Here is a 16,208-nt window from a genome sequence, read left to right as displayed (position 1 = left end):
GTGGGGAGCGACGGTGCGCAGCGCGGTGCGCAGGAGGTACGGCAGGCGGTACTGGAAGAAGCGGTGGGACGAGCCGTCGCTGACGAGGTCGACCTCAAGGAGCAGGAACTCCACCAGTTCCTCCAGCAGTTCCTCGGTGTCGTCGGCGTCCCGGCCCAGGGCACGGGCCGCGTTCTCCACCGTCAGCACGCTCTCACCCGCTCCGGCCAGCTTGGCCAGCGCTTCGCGCAGGGACGGGGTGAGGCCCTGGCAGCGCCGGACGACATGGTGGAAGGGGGTCGGACGCTGGGGGCAGACGGCTGCCGGGCGGTCCCTGCTCATCCACTCGACGAGTTGCCGTGTCGACCAGTGCGGACGCAGTCCGAGCAGACCGGCCGCCTCGACCACCGGCCCGGGCAGTCCACCGCACAGATCGATCAGCGTGCGCAGCGACGAGGCGTCGCCCAGGAGACGGTCACGCCCCAGGGCCTGCAGGACGAGTTCCCCCGACTGGTCCGGCTGGAGCGGCGGTACGTCCACCGGTTTCCCTAGCTGGCCGCCGTACAGGCGTCGGTATCCGGCCACCAGCAGGCCCGACCCGGAGTTGGCCGGGACGAGGTCCGTGACCTGTTCCGCGGCCCCGACGTCGTCGACGATCAGCAGTACGCGGCGGGAGGCGAGCCAGGACTGCAGGGTCCTGGCCCGCCCGGGTCTGGTCGGGGGCAGCTCGGAGCGCCGGCATCCGACCGTCTCCAGCAGATCCGCCAGGACGTCTTCGACGGGGCGCGGCGCGGCCGGGTCGCCGAAGGACACGTACAGCCGGCCGTCGGGGAAGACGTCGCCCAGGCCGTGGGCGACGGCGACGGCGAGGGCGGTGGTGCCCGCGCCGGGCGGCCCGGCCATGGCGACGCACCGAGCGCCGTCCGTGCCGCCGGGCTCCGTGAGCAGCCGGGTGATCCGGGTGATCTCGGCCGCGCGTCCCATGAGCGGTACGTCCGGCGGCAGGCTCACCAGGGGCTCGTCGTGCGGGCTCTCCGCGGGGGAGTCGATCACCATGGTCCGTTCCACGGGCAGGTCGAGCCCGCGGTCGCCGGCCAGGACCTGCTGGTGCAGCCGCTGGAGTTCCGCGCAGGGCTCCAGCCCCAGTTCACGGGCGAGCACCCGGCGGATGCGCTGGAAGACCTCCAGGGCGTCCGGGCGCCGGCCGGCCCGGTACAGGGACAGCATGAGCTTGGCGTGCAGTCCCTCCCGGGTCGGGTTGTCGGCGGCCAGGCCGGTGAGTTCGCTGATCAGACGGTGGTGGCGGCCGAGGAGGAGATCGGCGTCGATGCGCTCCTCCATCACCTCGTAGCGCCGTTCCTCCAGCCGCAGTGCGTCGATGCCCACGACCGGGCCGGGGGCCAGGTCACTGAGGGCTGGTCCCCGCCACACGGCGAGGGCCCGATGGAGAAGATCGGCTGCTTCGGAGACCGCGCCGCGCTCCATGACCTCCCGTCCCCGTGCCGCGAGTTCGGTGAACTCCTGTGCGTCCAGGCAGGCCTGAGGTGTGGCGAGCCGGTAGCCCCCGGGTGTGGTCAGCAGCGCCTGGGGCGAGTCTGCGCCGTCCGGGGACTGTGCCTCGCCCAGCCCGGGGAGTTTGCGCAGTTGGTAGATGTAGGTCTGCAGGGTGGTGGCGGCACTGCACGGTGGGCGCTCTTCCCACAGCTCCTCGACGAGTTGATGCAGGGGAACCGTGGTGTTGGCCCTCAGCGCCAGCAGCGCGAGGACCTGACGTACCTTCGGGGCGGATGGCGTGACGTGTACTCCGTCGTGCACGACTTGCAGCGTTCCGAGTAAACCGAACTGCAGCACTGGCCCTCCCGTTATTCGCATCTGACACGGCCTGATGCCCGACGTGAGCGTGCGGTTGATCCCTTGACTCTGGCTTGAGCTGCGCTCGACAGGTGAGGGCAATCCGATGTCTGTCTCAAAACCTTCCGCGGCGATCACTTCCCCCGGGTACGCTACACAAAGCATTCATGTGCCAGAAGCATTTAGTTGCGAAGAGCTCAGTATGTACCTGACAAGGAGTCCCGATGGCGCAATCCGGGCCGGGCGGCGCGAGCGGAGCGGCTGCTCCCGCTCAGCCGCTGCCGCCACGCTTCCCCCTCCTGCTCGCGTCCCTGCTGCTGACCAGCGCGATGTCGATGCTCGACCAGTCGATCGTGGCCACCGCCGGGCCCAGCCTGACCGGTGATCTGGGGGCCCTGGACCTCTACAGCTGGACATTCACCGCGTACATGCTCACGTTCAGCGTGGCCATGCCCGTCTACGGGAAGCTCGGCGACATCTTCGGGCGCCGGACCGTCTACCTCTCGGCCGTGCTGATCTTCCTCGTCGGCTCGGCCGCCTGCGGCGCCGCCGGTTCGATGGGCCAGCTCATCGCCTTCCGGGCGATCCAGGGGCTGGGCGGCGGCGGACTCCAGGTGAGTGCCTTCTCCGTACTGGGCGATCTGATGCCGCCCCGTCAGCGCGCCAAGTACCAGGGGTGGTTCGCCGGGGTCATGGTGATCTCCAACCTGGCCGGCCCACTCGCCGGCGGTGTGCTGACCGACCAACTGGACTGGCGCTGGATCTTCTACGTCAACATCCCGCTCGGGCTCCTCGCACTCGCGGGCCTCGCCACCCTGCTGCCCCGCACCCCCCGCCGCACGGAACGGCCGCGCATCGACTACTCCGGTACGGCACTGCTGTGCGCCCTCATCGGAAGCCTGGTCCTCGCCACCGACCGGGCCGGACGGGACGGCTGGGGCGACCCCGGGGTCCTCGCCCTCGGCGCCGCGGCGGTGCTGTCGGCCGGCCTGTGGGTCTGGCGGGAGCGGTCCGCCGCCGAACCGATCGTCCCGCTGGGCCTGTTCGCCGACCGCACCTTCACCATCTGTGTGGCCGTGGCCTTCGGGGTCAGCTTCGCGTTCTTCGGCTGTGTCAACTTCGTGCCGCTCTTCTACCAGGCCGCGCTGGGCGTCAGCGCCACCCGGACCGGGCTGCTCTTCCTCCCGGCGATGATCGGCATGGCGGTGGCCACCGTCGTGGCCGGACAGGTGATCGCGAAGACCGGACGGTACAAGTGGTTCCCGGTGGTGAGCACGGCACTGGCCGCCGGCGCCGCCGCCGTCATGTCGCTGACCTCGCAGGACACCGGTGCCACGACCGTCGCGGTGCTGCTCGCCGTGATGGGAGTCGGGGTCGGGCTGTCCTCCCAGGTGACCACGCTCGTCGCCCAGAGCACCGCACCCCGTCAGCACATGGGGGTCAGCACGTCCACGGTGGGCCTCGCCCGCAACCTGGGCACGGCCTTCGGTGCCACGGTCTTCGGCTCGATCCTCAACGCCCGGCTGGCCACCGAGGCGGCGGCCCTGCTCCCCGCGGAGACGGCCGACCGGATCGTCTCGGGCACCTGGGACCCCGCCCGGCCGGGCTCCCTCACCCCCCGTACGGCCGAGGCGGTCTCGGAGGTCTACGGCAACGCGATGTCGACGGTCTTCCTCTCGGCGGTACCGGTCCTGCTGGTCGGCCTGGTCCTGGCGCTGCTGCTGAAGGACGTACGGCTGGAGGCGCGCGGACCGGGAGGGCCGGGAGGCCCGGGTGGTCAGGGAGGTCCGGGAGGCCCCGGGGCGCCGAGCGTGAAGTCGGGCACGGGTGGGTGAGCTCCGCCCCCTTGGCGTCGGCCTTCATGCCGGCGGAGGTCCGCGCGACGGAGGCCCCCGTCAACGGGGCCCCGTCAGCGGAGGTCCATGTCCTCCCACACCTCGGCGAGGTCGTTCCACACCGCGCGCTCATGGGCCGGCAGGTCCGAGAGCGGGGTCGAGGGCAGGCGTTCGGGGTGACCCGGGAGCGGGGCGGAGGGCGGGACGACGTACGGGGTGAAGCCGTAGCACTCCGGTGGGGTCAGGGCGCCGAAGCACTGGCCCACGGCGACCAGTCCCGCCGCCGATTCGTGCCACGCCCGCCGAAGCCACGTCCTCACCCTGCGCACGACGATTCCCCTCATCCGGATGCCGGGGCCCGAAACTGTCACTTCGTCTTCGAAGGCGGCTGGAGCGGACGTCCAGCGCCGCGCCGGCGGCGACCAGTGGGCAACGAGCCGTGCACCAGCGGGTGTCGAGCACGAGCGGGCATGGTGTGACCGGGGGCGGGTCCACGGCCTGGCAGGCCCCCGACCGGCGGGCTGGGCGTTCCGTCTCCCCCGTGGCGCCGCGCCCAGCCCCCGGCAGCCCTGGTCCTGCCCGCGGCGACGGGCCGCCCGGCGTTCACTCGACGCCGGGGCCGCCTGCGGGGCCGGTGATCAACGGGCGGTCCGAGGACCAGCTCCGGGAACGCGATCCAGCGCTGCCGCGAGTTCCCCCCGTCGCCGGATGCCCAGCTTGCGGTAGGCGCTGGTCAGGTGGGTTTCCACGGTGCGGCGGGCCACGTGCAGGAGCTCGGCGATCTCCGTGTTCGTGCGGCCCTCCGCCGCCAGCTCCGCGATCCGGCGCTCGCTCGCCGTCAGGGTCGTCGCCGTGCGGCGGGCGCCGCCCTCGCGCAGGGCCTCGTCGGCGGCCGAGCGCAGGCGTACGGCGCCCAGGCGTTCGGCGCGTTCGGCCGCCTCGCGCAGGGACTTGCGGGCGCGGGTACGTTCGCCGGCGGCGATGAGCTGGCGGCCCCGGGCGATCAGGGCCGGGATCAGTTCCGTCTCGACGGAGGCGTCACGCAGGACCCGTACGGACTCGTCGGACAGGTCGAGGCCGTGGCGCCCGCCGGTCGCCGTGCCGAGTACGCGCAGTGAACGGCCGATCAGACGCGGGGTGTTCCACACCCGGGCCAGCCGCAGTTCCTCCTCGGCCAGCACGAGCGCCTCCCGGGGGTGGCCGAGAGCGAGCCGGCACTGGGCGGCGGCGGCCCGCCACGGTGTGACCACCGGGCTCAGCACCTCGCGTGCGGACTGGCGGCGCCCGCACTCCAGGAAGTCCCCGAGGGCGCCGGCCGGATCCCCGGAGGCGGCGCGCACCACGCCCCGCGCGTACAGGAAACGGTTCAACTCCCAGGAGTCGTGCGCCTCCCGCAGGTCGAAGGCGTCGGCGAGCCGCCAGGCCTCGTCCAGGCGGCCGGTCTCGACGAGCGCGAGCAGTACGTGCGCCTCCGCGTTCGTCGGACCGTTCCCGCTCCCGTTTCCGGTCCCGGGTCCTGCCGCTGCCGCGGGCTTCCTCTCGTCGCCGGCCTCGCTCCATGGCTCCGTCCCGGTGCCGGCCCCGGCCGCCCACTCCCACCCGAATCCGGACCCGAATCCGAACCCCTCGCCGTCGGCCGTCCCGTCCCTCCGCCACGACTCCGGTTCGCTCAGCAGTTGCCCGTAGTCACCGCGGGCGGCGGCTATGTCCGCGCGTACGTTCAGCAGGGCCTCGTGCATCGGGTGGAGCAGGGTGGGGCGCTGGCCGGTCAGGCCCCGGTCCGTCAGGCGTTCGGCCTCGTCGAGTTCGTCGGCCCACTGGGCCACCGCCGCCGCCGTGCCGAGCAGGAAGGGCTCCGCCAGTGGGCCGGCCGGCTCCGTGAGCAGGGCGCGTACGCGCTTCATGGCGGCGTCCGACGAGGTCAGACCGGCGGTCGCCTCGTACCGTACGAGAAGGGCGCGGCCGGCGGGGCCGAGTGCCTGGGGGGTGTGTTCGGCGGTCTCGCGCAGCCGGCGGTACGTCTCCTCGCGGATCGTCTGGTCGTGGTCGGAGAGCAGGGCCGAGGCCGTCTGGACCGTGCGGAGCAGGTCCGGGTGGTCCGTCAACTGGCCGTCCAGGTTGTGCAGCAGGGTCACCGCCGCGCGAGCCTCACCGCGTCTGGCCAGCGCCGTGCCCAGGGCCACCGCGGCCTGTACGCGGTACCGGGGCTGACCCGGCAGCCGCATCGCCTCCGTGAGCCGGGGGATACCCGCCGAGGAACGTACGGCGGCGAACTCCAGCGAGCCCAGCTCGGTCAGCACCTCGGCCCGGCGGCCCGCCGACATCGGCTCGGTCAGCGCCCGGCGCAGCAGGACCACCGCGTCGTCGGTGCGGTCGTCGCGGACCGCGCCCGTGGCCGCGTCCAGAAGGGCGTCCGTCGCCCACACCTCGTCCACCGTGCCCGACCGCAGGAGCTGCCCGGCGACCGTCTCGGTCGGGTCGCCGCGCCGCAGCATCGCCTCGGCCGCCGCCCGGTGCGCCGCCTGCCGGTCGGCGGCGGGCCAGCCGGCGAGGACCGCGTCCCGCAGGAGCGGGTGGGCGTAACGGGGGCGGCCGTCGACGTCGAGGCGCAGCAGACCCAGCCTGGTCATGGCGGTCAGCCAGCCTCGGACCCGGGCCGGATCCGACCCCGACGATCCCAGCCCGCTCGACGCGCCCAACTCGCCCATGCCTGTGACGGTTTCGATGAACAGGTCGACCTCGGCGCCCTCGGGCAGCTCGTCCAGCGCGGCGAACACGCGTGCCGCGTCGGCCGTCGCGGCCCCGGCGCAGTCCAGCCACCAGGCCACCGCCGCCGGGTACGCCCCCGGATACAGCGCGGCGCACGTCTCCGGGAGCGCGGCCGGTGCGCCGGTGGTGGTGTTCCGGTCCTCCAGGAGGGCGCGCAGGAGCAGCGGGTTGCCCCCGCTCGCCCGTACGTGGTCCGCCACCCACCTCTTCGGCGCGTCGCCGACGGCCGAACGCACCAGCTCCGTCGCCGCGTCGCGGCTCAGCGGGGCGAGGGTGTGGGTGCGTACGAGAGCGGGGGAGAGGGTGTGGACCAGCCCGGCGGACGGCGGGTCGACGTCGTACTGGCTGCGTTCCGTCACCAGCAGGAGCACCGGTAATCGGTCCACCCGGCGCGCCGCCTCGATCAGCCAGCACCGGGAGTCCTCGTCCGCGAGGTGTACGTCGTCCACGGCGACGAGGACCGGACCCTCGGCCGCGTACGCGTGCAGCGACCGCCAGAGCCGGGCGGCCGGGTGCGGAGCCTGGATGGCCAGTTCCTGTAACTCCTGTATCGGAGACAGCAGTTGCTCTATGACGGGGAGGTGGGCGCCGGTCGCGCTGCCCTCGGCGGAGCAGCGGACGCGCAGGACGCGCATGCCGTGAGTCTCCGCGTGCTCGGTGGCGGCCTCCAGGAGGGCGGTACGGCCGGTGCCGGTCGCGCCGCGCAGCAGGACCAGGCGGCCCGTTCCCTCGCGGGCGCGTGCCGCCTCGTCGGCAACCAGCGCCAGGGCTTCCCGGCGCTCATACAGCGCTGAGGACGATGGTGAGGGCATGCCTGCCTCCTGTCTTGGGTAGGTGCCGGTCGGTGTCGTGGTCGAACTGGTGGCCGATCTCGTGGTGTCTCTCGTGGTGGTCCACGATTGTGCGTGCCCCATCAGCCACAGAAGTGTGGGCTGTGCACGTCTGCCACCGACCCCTCGAAGGTGGCGGCACCTGACCCTGGGGGCAGTTCTTGCGCACCACACTCCGCACCACAGTCCCCGGCACGGGGGCCGGGGCCGGCACGAGGGCCAGTACCGGACCGGCGTCCGAACCCGGACGCCGCGTACCCGTCGCCGTGCACGCGGGCGACCCGATCTCCCGCGCCGGCGCGGTCAGCCAGCTGCGGCAGCACCCGGTGGTCGAACTCCGGGAGGAGGCCGACAGCGGACCCGGCGTCGTCGCCCTGCTGGTCAGCGAGACCCTCGACGACACGACGCTCTCGCGCCTGCGCCGACTCGTCCGCAGCGAGGGCGCCAAGGCCGTCCTCGTGGTGGGCATGCTGCGCGAGAACGAACTCCTCGACGTCATCGAGTGCGGTGTCGGAGCCATCGTCTGGCGCCATGAGGCCACCGGACACCGGCTGGCGCAGGCCGTACTCGCCGCCGCCCGGGGTGACGGCGACCTTCCTTCCGACCTGCTCGGCCGTCTCATCAGCCAGGTGGGCACACTGCACCGCACGGCGGCCGGCCAGCCCGGTGCCCCCACCTCGGGCCTCGCGCCGCGCGAGGTCGATGTCCTGCGCCTCGTCGCCGAGGGGCTCGACACCGGGGAGATCGCCAGCAAGCTGTCCTACTCCGAGCGCACGGTCAAGAACGTGATGCATGGACTCACCACACGGCTGCACCTGCGCAACCGGGCGCATGCCGTGGCCTATGCCTTGCGCGAAGGCTACATCTGATCGAACGGGCAATCGGAAGCGGCGCGCGGACACCAACTCATGCCCGTCACCCGTCCCTTGCGTGCCTGCGCGGACGGGCGCCCTTGACGACACGATGGCCGTGAGTACGGGAAAGCGCGTCGCCGGGGACCGGAGACGGCACGCGCCCGCACGGCAAACAGGCGGCAAGGCAGGGCGTTACGGCAGGGCAGGGCTGCACGGCACAGCAGGGCGGCGGGAGCGCGACAGTGATCCACGAGGTGGACGAGGTCCTCAAGGGGCTGCTCGGTGGTGGCGCCCTCGCCGGATCCGGCATCGACGTCTTCTTCGACGCTCCGACCCGCGACTGGGCAGCCCGGCGCAACGGCCCCGCGATCAACGCCTACTTGTACGACATCCGTGAGGACACCGCCCGTCGCCAGCGCGGCACCGTCTCCATCCGTGACGAGCGTGACGTGATCGTCCGGCGCCGACAGCCGCCCCGCTGGTTCAGGCTGTCCTACCTCGTCACCGCCTGGACCAAGCAGCCCCAGGACGAACACCGCATCCTGTCCGCCGCGTTGGCCACCCTGCTGCCGCGCGAACTGCTCCCACCCGATGAACTCCCGCCGCCCCTACGTGAGTTGGGGCTCTCCGTCCCGCTATCCGTGTCCGGGACCCACACGGAGTCCCGTTCCCTGGCCGAGATCTGGTCCGCTCTCGGCGGTGAACTCAAGCCGTCCCTCGACCTCGTGGTCACGGCCCCCTTCCCGGCCTTCCCCGAGTACGACGCCGGACCCCCGGTCACGGAGGGCGCGGCCGTCCGCGTCCGCGCGATCGACGGCTCGCTGGAAGACTCCCCTGAACGGGCCCATCAGTCACGGCACTTGGAGAACGGGCAGACAGGAAAGCGCACTTCGTGACTCCCAGAACCTCCGCGGCCTCCGGGCTGCTCGCCCGCCTCTCCCGACTGCGGGCCCAGACGGCGCGGTTGGTCGAGTCGCGCAGCGCCGACGACCCGACGGCCGACGATCCGCTGCGCGGGCTGTACCTGTCCGAGGAGGCGGTACGGTACCTGCTCCTGCGGCCTGGAACCCAGGAGCCGCAGGACCCCTCCGAGCAGCAGCCCGGCGTCTTACCCGGTGTCTCGCCCGTGGCCGACGGCGACGACCCGCTGGCGCGTCTCGCCGGCCGCCTCGGCCTCGTCGCCCTGGACGTCCACATCCTCCTGGCCGCTCTCGCCCCCGACCTCGACCGTTCCTTCGAGCCCCTCTACGGCTATCTCAACGACGACGTCGGCCGCCGCCGGGCCACCACCGGCCTCGCCCTCGACCTGTGCGGACTCCCCGTGCACGAGCCGGCGGCCAGGGCCCGCTTCCACCCCTCGGCACCCCTGACCGCGCTCGGCCTCCTGACCGTCGAGGAGCCCGAACGCCCCTTTCCCAGCCGCCAGTTGAGCGTCCCCGACCGGGTCGTCGCCCACCTTCTCGGCGACGACACCCTGGACGCGGCCCTCGCCGGCCACGTACGCCCCCTCGCGCCCACAACCTCGTCCTGCTCCTCTTCGTACGCGACGGAGTTCGCCGACAGGCTGGCCGCGCTGCTCACCGGCAAGGCTCCCGGTGATCCGCAGCCACCCACCGTCTACCTGCGCGAACATCGCGAGGGCGACGGCCTGGCCTGCGTCACGGCGGCCCTGCACACCGCCGGACTCGACGCGTTGCACTTCTCCGGCCCAGAGGACCGGATCCCCGACCTTCTGCGTGAGGCGCGGCTCAGTGGCCGGGCCGTCGTCGTGTCGCCCCTGCCCGAGCAACCGGCCGCCCTCGTCAGGGCGTTGACCGGGCCGAACGTGTCGGACGTACCCGTGCTGCTCACCGGGTCCGGCCCGTACGACCCCCACTGGTCCGAGGACGATCCGCTGGTCCTGGAGGCACCTCGGCAGGGTGCGGGGCAGCTGGACGCCTGGGGAGACGCGCTGCGCCGCAGCCCGGACCGTCCCGATGACCTGACCCCGGGCCCGGGCTCGGACCCGGACCTCGGGTTCGAGCTGGCGGCCACCGTCGCCCCGTACCGTCTCGGCGCCGACCGCATCGTGCGGGCCGCCCGCGCCGCCCAGCGCCTCGCCGGTTTCGACGGAACCACGCTCACCGCCGACCATCTGCGGCTGGCCGCCCGTCAGCAGTCGGCGTCCGGACTCGAACGGCACGCCCGGCGCATCCGGCCCGACGTCGGCTGGGAGGACCTCGTCCTCCCCGGCAAGCCGCTCGCCCAGCTGCGCGAACTCGCCCTCCGTGCCCGTCACCGAGGCAAGGTCCTCGGCGACTGGCGGCTCAGCGCGGGTGGCGGCCGGGGCCGGGGGGTGCTCGGGCTGTTCGCGGGGGAGTCCGGTACCGGCAAGACGCTGTCCGCCGAGGTCGTCGCCGCCGAACTGGGCCTGGACCTCTATGTGGTTCAGCTGTCGTCCGTCGTCGACAAATACGTGGGTGAGACGGCGAAGAACCTCGAACGGATCTTCAGCGAGGCCGACCGTACCGACGCCGTGCTCCTCTTCGACGAGGCCGACGCCGTCTTCGGGAAGCGTTCCGAGGTCAAGGACGCGCACGACAAGTACGCCAACATGGAGAGCGCGTATCTGCTCCAGCGGCTGGAGTCCTTCGACGGTATCGCGCTCCTCACCACCAACCTGCGCGCCAACATCGACGAGGCGTTCACGCGCCGGCTGGACCTGGTGGTCGACTTCCCGTTCCCGGACGCCGGTCAGCGCCTCGCCCTGTGGCGGCACAGCCTCGCGCGGGTGCCCTGTGCCCCCGGCACCGACCCGGCGCGGGTCGCCGACGCCTTCGAACTGGCCGGCGGCTCGATCCGCAGTGCCGTCGTCACGGCCGCGTACTCCGCCGCCGGACGCGGTGAACCGGTCACGACGGCGGACCTGTTGGAGGGCGCCGAACGGGAGTACAGGAAGGCCGGGCGGCTGGTGCCGGGCGAGGGCGCCTGGTAGCCGGCCCTCGCCCGAACATCATCGACACACCGTCGATGTCACGGGGCCGGGCTCACACGGTGAGGCGGATGGCCTCCAACTGCTTGTGATCCTCGACGCGGCTCCCGACGTACTTCCAGTAGCCGGGGTCGGTGCAGACCACGCCCAGCCAACCGGCGTCCTGTACATGGGGGTTACCGCAGACGCTGCCGTCGAAGACCTGGATGGTGAGGCCCTGCAGAGGCTCGTCCGACTCCTTGGTGCTGCCGAGGTAGTTGTCCACCCCGTCCGCAGCGCTCGTCCATTTCGTGTCCTTCCAGATCTTGAACTTGAAGGCGCCGCTGCCCTTGTTCCCCTTGGTGCCGGACGTCGCGATGTTGAGGGCCTTGATCGGCAGGTTCTTGCCCACCGTGCCGGCCTCTGCGCCGTCGCACACCGGCTCCTGCCAGCCCTGGTCGGCCACGTAGGCGCGGTAGCAGATGTGCCGACCGGTGCTGCGCGCCGCCAGCCGCGAAACCGCCACGGCGGCGGTCACCTCCGGCGCCTTCGTCTCCTTCTTCGGCGCGCCACCGCCCCCGCCACCGCCGTTCCCGCCTCCGCCTTCCGCTGCCTGGGTCGTCGCCGCCACCGGGGGCGGGATCACGGCGGGCTCCTGGGCGGGCTCCTGACTGGGCGCCACGGGCGGGGTCGTCGCCGTAGGCGTGGGGCTGGGCGGCGGAAGGGGGTTGACAGCGCCGGCCTCCGTGAACTCCTTCGCCCTCGTGCCGACTTGGGGCCGGTAGGAGATCCAGAGCATGACGAAGGTGATGGCGAGGGCGAGGAAGATCCCGAGAAACGTGGCGAGCCAGCGGGGCAGGAAGCCGCGTTGTACGTAGGTGCCGTCGACGTCGATCGGGACGGCGCCCGAGCGCTGCACCGCGAGCTTGAACGGCCGCTCTTCCTTGCTGCCGAACCAGATGATCTGGCGTGGCTTGAGGCGGGCGTCGACGAAAACCGCACGTCCCGGCGCGACTTGGACGCTGCCGGGGTGGATGTCGTAGGAGAGGTTGTCGCCGTTGTCGCTGCCGCTGATGGACGCGGTGAGCTTGGTGTTGCCCAGGTTGTCGACGGCCAGCCTGGGGCGCCCCCGGAAGCGGCCCTTCACGGTCGGCGGGACGAGTTCGGCCCGCACCTCCGAGAAGGGGGTGATCGTCAGGTTGCCCTCGGGGACGGTGGTCGCCTCCGGGTGCTCGGTGGGCGTGATGCGGATGGCGTACGGGTTCGGGCCGGCCGTCGCGTCCGGGGTGCGGGGCGGGGCGAAGGTCAGGTCCACCGTGCCCGTCGTACCCGGGTAGAGGCGGACCGTCTGCGGCTCCACCCGGGTCCAGGGGGCGATGGGGCCGACCGGCTCGAAGCGGTACTCGTCGACGACGTCACCGGTGTTGCGCAGGCGCAGTCGGACGGTCGTGCTGCCGCCGGGGTCGACGGTCGCGGAGGCGGGCTCCAGGGAAGTCCAAAGGCTCACTGGGGTGTTCACTTCCCGGGTGTGTAGGTGATCTGGGCCGCGACGTCCGCGCTCCCCGAGCGGTCCGGTCCCGGTCCGGTTCGGGCCGGTTGTGGCGGGTCCCGTCGGGCGTCCGGTTCGGTCGGCCCCCCAGCCTTACCGGCGCGGGTGGCATGGAGGGAGAGCCGAAGGGGCAGACGTACGGGCAGGGCGGACGGGGCCCGGGGCCGCAGGCCCTCCTGGACTGCCCTTGCGGGCACGGGAGTTGCCCCCCACCAGGTACCGCAGGCCGTTCCGGCGGACGGGACGCGCGCGTGAGGGTGGGAGGTGTCCTGTCTCGTACCCCGAGGAGATCAGAGCATGCCGTCCTACCTGTCGCCCGGCGTATACGTCGAGGAGGTGGCCAGCGGCTCACGTCCGATCGAGGGAGTGGGCACCTCTGTCGCGGCCTTCGTCGGACTCGCCCCGACCGGCCCGCTGAACGAGCCGACACTGGTGACCAACTGGACGCAGTACGTCGCTGCCTTCGGTGACTTCACCGATGGTTACTACCTCGCGCACAGCGTCTACGGCTTCTTCAACAACGGCGGCTCGGCCGCGTACGTCGTCCGGGTCGGGGGTGCGTCCGGCGGCGTCGCGGGAGGCACCGCACCGACCAGGGCCGTCGCGGGTGCGGGCGACCGGGCCGCGCTGCCGGCCGGTGAGCCGAAGCAGCTCGGCACCTTCAGCGTGACCGCGATAGCGGGCGGCTCGCTGAACGTCGAGATCGCCGACCCGGAGGGCGAGGGCCCGGCCGAGCGGTTCAAGCTGATCGTCAAGGACGGCGACAAGGCCGTCGAGACGTTCGACGTGACCGCCAAGAAGGGCGGCCGGAACTACGTCGTCACCCAGGTGAAGGAGCGCTCCAAGCTCATCACCGTGCAGGAGACGGCGCCCGCCGCGCAGCTCGTCCGCCCCGACAACCAGACCGTGGCGCTCGCCGCCCCGGCCGCCCCCGCCCCGGTCGCCCCGGCGGCGGTGGAGAACGAGGGCGAGCACGCCGGCGCGGCCGAGTACCTCGGCGACTCCGCCGACCGCACCGGGTTCGGTGGCCTGGAGGCCGTCGACGAGGTGTCGATGGTCGCCGTGCCCGACCTGATGGCGGCCTACCAGCGCGGCGCGATCGACCTGGAGCAGGTGAAGGCGGTCCAGCTCGGTCTGATCGCCCACTGCGAGCTGATGGGCGACCGCGTCGCCGTCATCGACCCGCCGCCCGGTCTGAACGCCCGTCAGATCCGCGTCTGGCGCCAGGAGACAGCCGGCTACGACTCCAAGTACGCGGCCCTGTACTACCCGTGGATCAAGGCGTTCGACCCGGCCACCGGCCATGCCCGCATGATCCCGCCGAGCGGCCACATCGCCGGCATCTGGGCCCGCAACGACTCCGAGCGCGGTGTGCACAAGGCGCCCGCCAACGAGGTCGTACGCGGTGCGGTGGACCTGGAGATGCAGATCACCCGGGGTGAGCAGGACCTCCTCAACCCCATCGGCGTCAACTGCATCCGGGCCTTCCCGGGCCGGGGCATCCGCGTCTGGGGTGCCCGCACGATGTCCTCCGACCCGGCCTGGCGCTACCTCAACGTGCGCCGCTACTTCAACTACCTGGAGGAGTCGATCCTGATCGGCACCCAGTGGGTGGTCTTCGAGCCGAACGACCACCAGTTGTGGGCCCGTATCCGGCGCAACGTCTCCGCGTTCCTCGTCAACGAGTGGCGCAGCGGCGCCCTGTTCGGCCAGCGGCCGGAGGAGGCGTACTACGTCAAGTGTGACGAGGAGACCAACCCGCCGGAGTCGGTCGACCTCGGCCGCGTCGTCTGCGAGATCGGCATCGCGCCGGTCAAGCCCGCCGAGTTCGTGATCTTCCGGCTGGCCCAGTTCTCGGGCGGCAGCGGCGAGTTGGAGGAGTAGGGCCGCTCTCCGGCTTCGCACGTGATCGTCAAGTCCCCCTGAAACACCCAGATTCAAGAGAGTTAAGAGAGCCAGATGAGTCTCCAGCCGGGTGACGCCCTCACCTCACACAATTTCGGCCTGCAGATCGACGGCGTGATGGTCGAGTACCTCGCCGAGGTCAGCGGCCTCAGCATCGAGCAGGACGTCATCGAGTACCAGCAGGTCTCCGCCCAGGGCAAGCCCGTCACGAAGAAGCTGCCGGGCGTGAAGAAGGCGGGCACCTGCACGGTCGTCCGCGGGATGACCCAGTCCTCGGCCTTCAACCAGTGGATCACCGAGTCGGTCGCCGGTCAGATGGCCACGGCCCGCAAGAACGCCACGATCATGGTCATGGACTACATGAACAACCCGGTCAAGCGTTACAACATGCGCAATGCCTGGTGCAGCAAGATCGACACCAGCACGGTGAAGGCCGGCGAGGCGTCCGCGCTGCAGGAGACGGTCACGATCACGTTCGAAGAACTGGTCATCGAGTAATGCGTCGTACGGCTCCCAGGCCGGCCGGGGCCGCGTTCGCCGACCCCGGTCCGGCTTCCCCCGGGGCGGAGGCGGCACCGGCGACGGAACAGGTCGCTGCCGCCGCCACTCCCCAACGGCTGCGCACCGAGTTCGAGTTCGAGCTCCCGCGCGGGTACGTCGACGAGACCGGCACGGTGCATCGCGACGGTGTGATGCGGCTGGCCACGGCCCGGGACGAGCTGATCCCCCTGCGGGACATGCGCGTCCAGGAGAACCCGGCGTATCTGTCGGTGGTCTTGCTCGGCCGGGTCATCACCCGGCTCGGCTCGCTGCCGCTCGTGCACGACGGCGTGGTGGAGAACATGTTCGCCTCCGACCTCGCCTTCCTCCAGGACTTCTACCGGCAGATCAACGCCGAGGGACACACCCGCGCAGGGGTGACCTGCCCGCACTGCGAGCAGCCGTTCGAAGTCGAACTCGGCGGGAGCCGCCTGGGGGAATCGTGACGTACGCGAGCGACCGGCTGTACGAGGAGATCGCGTAGGTGGCCTACCACTTCCACTGGAGCATGGACGACATCCTCGACCTCGAACACCGCGACCGCCGCCTTTACACGGACCGGATCGCGGCCCTTGTCACGCGCGGCGCGGGAGAGGGGTGAGGTCGTGGGGATCGTCGAGCGGTTGAGGGCCCGTCGCCGGGGCGCCGGGGGAGCCGACGGGCTTGCGAACGCGGCAAGTGCATTCTCCAGTGGGGGAGTTGACGTCGGGGCCGGGACGGGAGGAGGGGACACGTCCCCTCCCGGGTCCCGTGCCCCGTCGGCCGGGTGGTCCGCGTTGCCGCCGATGCAGCGCGCGACCGCCGTCGGCCGGACGGGAGTCGCCGACGCCGGTTTCGCCACCGGCCTCACGACCTGGCAGAACCCCTCCTTCACCGGCACCCTCTCCCACGCCGTCCTCGACGACGCGCCGAGCGGCCTGGTACGGGGGGCGCTCGTCGAGTCGCGGGGGCCGGGGTCTGGGCTTGAGATGCCGTCCGTGTCAATGCCGTTGGCCGCGACGGGGGAGGCGCCGTCTGGTGCGACGGGGGGTGCGGCTGCTTCTGGTGGGGCTTCGGGTGCGGTTTCTGGTGCGGCTTCCGTGCAGCGCGTGGCGTTCCCCGGGGCGGTCGCCCGGGCGGCGGGGCCTCGGGTGGTGGCGGTGGGCG

At 72.1% G+C, this 16,208-nt stretch carries 11 protein-coding genes and 2 pseudogenes; 9 read left to right on the top strand and 4 right to left on the bottom strand.

Annotation, left to right across the window (positions count from 1 at the left end):
* Positions 1-1,794 (bottom strand): AfsR/SARP family transcriptional regulator (locus STRTUCAR8_RS09000; RefSeq protein ID WP_158697390.1); only part of this gene is annotated, 1,794 nt, incomplete at its 3' end.
* A gap of 260 nt (positions 1,795-2,054) precedes the next feature.
* Between STRTUCAR8_RS09000 and STRTUCAR8_RS08995 the strand changes: the two genes are divergently transcribed.
* A complete protein-coding gene (locus STRTUCAR8_RS08995) occupies positions 2,055-3,665 on the top strand; it encodes an MDR family MFS transporter (RefSeq protein ID WP_006375240.1) in 1,611 nt (536 codons plus the stop codon).
* Between the two features lie 74 nt (positions 3,666-3,739).
* Here the strand turns inward: STRTUCAR8_RS08995 and STRTUCAR8_RS08990 are convergent, their stop codons facing one another.
* Complete coding sequence (locus STRTUCAR8_RS08990; RefSeq protein ID WP_006375241.1) at positions 3,740-3,994, bottom strand: DUF6059 family protein; 255 nt, start codon at positions 3,992-3,994, stop codon at positions 3,740-3,742.
* A 309-nt stretch (positions 3,995-4,303) separates the two neighbouring features.
* Positions 4,304-7,246 carry a helix-turn-helix transcriptional regulator gene (locus STRTUCAR8_RS08985; RefSeq protein WP_006375237.1) on the bottom strand — a complete coding sequence of 981 codons (2,943 nt, stop codon included), beginning with the start codon at positions 7,244-7,246 and terminating at the stop codon, positions 4,304-4,306.
* Positions 7,247-7,425: 179 nt separating this feature from the next.
* On the opposite strand from STRTUCAR8_RS08985, the gene STRTUCAR8_RS08980 reads away from it, so the two are divergent.
* From STRTUCAR8_RS08980 to STRTUCAR8_RS08970, 3 genes are all read left to right on the top strand, one after another.
* Positions 7,426-8,133 (top strand): helix-turn-helix transcriptional regulator, encoded by a 708-nt coding sequence (locus STRTUCAR8_RS08980; RefSeq protein WP_044471893.1) that lies wholly within the window; start codon positions 7,426-7,428, stop codon positions 8,131-8,133.
* A 227-nt stretch (positions 8,134-8,360) separates the two neighbouring features.
* Positions 8,361-9,014 carry a Pvc16 family protein gene (locus STRTUCAR8_RS08975; RefSeq protein ID WP_006375245.1) on the top strand — a complete coding sequence of 218 codons (654 nt, stop codon included), beginning with the start codon at positions 8,361-8,363 and terminating at the stop codon, positions 9,012-9,014.
* Positions 9,011-11,092: an ATP-binding protein gene (locus STRTUCAR8_RS08970; RefSeq protein ID WP_006375236.1), complete on the top strand. Its 2,082-nt coding sequence runs from the start codon at positions 9,011-9,013 to the stop codon at positions 11,090-11,092. Before STRTUCAR8_RS08975 ends, STRTUCAR8_RS08970 begins: the two co-directional genes overlap by 4 nt.
* 52 nt (positions 11,093-11,144) lie before the next feature.
* On the opposite strand, the gene STRTUCAR8_RS08965 is transcribed toward STRTUCAR8_RS08970, so the two are convergent.
* Complete coding sequence (locus STRTUCAR8_RS08965) at positions 11,145-12,575, bottom strand: clostridial hydrophobic W (protein WP_006375248.1); 1,431 nt, start codon at positions 12,573-12,575, stop codon at positions 11,145-11,147.
* 339 nt (positions 12,576-12,914) lie between these two features.
* Between STRTUCAR8_RS08965 and STRTUCAR8_RS08960 the strand changes: the two genes are divergently transcribed.
* From STRTUCAR8_RS08960 to STRTUCAR8_RS53710, 5 genes and pseudogenes are all read left to right on the top strand, one after another.
* Positions 12,915-14,501 (top strand): phage tail sheath subtilisin-like domain-containing protein, encoded by a 1,587-nt coding sequence (locus tag STRTUCAR8_RS08960; RefSeq protein ID WP_006375238.1) that lies wholly within the window; start codon positions 12,915-12,917, stop codon positions 14,499-14,501.
* A 75-nt stretch (positions 14,502-14,576) separates the two neighbouring features.
* On the top strand, positions 14,577-15,020 hold the full coding sequence (locus STRTUCAR8_RS08955; protein ID WP_006375239.1) for a phage tail protein: 444 nt from the start codon (positions 14,577-14,579) through the stop codon (positions 15,018-15,020).
* Positions 15,020-15,508, top strand: a complete 489-nt coding sequence (locus STRTUCAR8_RS08950) for a hypothetical protein (RefSeq protein WP_006375244.1) — start codon at positions 15,020-15,022, stop codon at positions 15,506-15,508. Before STRTUCAR8_RS08955 ends, STRTUCAR8_RS08950 begins: the two co-directional genes overlap by 1 nt.
* Positions 15,505-15,663 (top strand): annotated as a pseudogene (locus tag STRTUCAR8_RS55340) (DUF6760 family protein). The gene STRTUCAR8_RS08950 and the pseudogene STRTUCAR8_RS55340 overlap by 4 nt, the downstream one beginning before the upstream one ends.
* Before the next feature lie 184 nt (positions 15,664-15,847).
* A pseudogene (locus STRTUCAR8_RS53710) lies at positions 15,848-16,208 on the top strand (hypothetical protein); the annotation flags it as partial.

This window comes from Streptomyces turgidiscabies Car8 (assembly GCF_000331005.1).
Lineage (GTDB): Bacteria > Actinomycetota > Actinomycetes > Streptomycetales > Streptomycetaceae > Streptomyces > Streptomyces turgidiscabies.
The sequence above is the reverse complement of the archived record's forward strand: the minus strand, read 5'-3'. Positions and strand labels throughout refer to the sequence as shown.

Coding starts and splice junctions, on each gene's coding strand:
- STRTUCAR8_RS08995 (WP_006375240.1), top strand. CDS start 2,055: ATGGCGCAATCCGGGCCGGGCGGCGCGAGCGGAGCGGCTGCTCCCGCT.
- STRTUCAR8_RS08985 (WP_006375237.1), bottom strand. CDS start 7,246: ATGCCCTCACCATCGTCCTCAGCGCTGTATGAGCGCCGGGAAGCCCTG.
- STRTUCAR8_RS08960 (WP_006375238.1), top strand. CDS start 12,915: ATGCCGTCCTACCTGTCGCCCGGCGTATACGTCGAGGAGGTGGCCAGC.
- STRTUCAR8_RS08955 (WP_006375239.1), top strand. CDS start 14,577: ATGAGTCTCCAGCCGGGTGACGCCCTCACCTCACACAATTTCGGCCTG.
- STRTUCAR8_RS08950 (WP_006375244.1), top strand. CDS start 15,020: ATGCGTCGTACGGCTCCCAGGCCGGCCGGGGCCGCGTTCGCCGACCCC.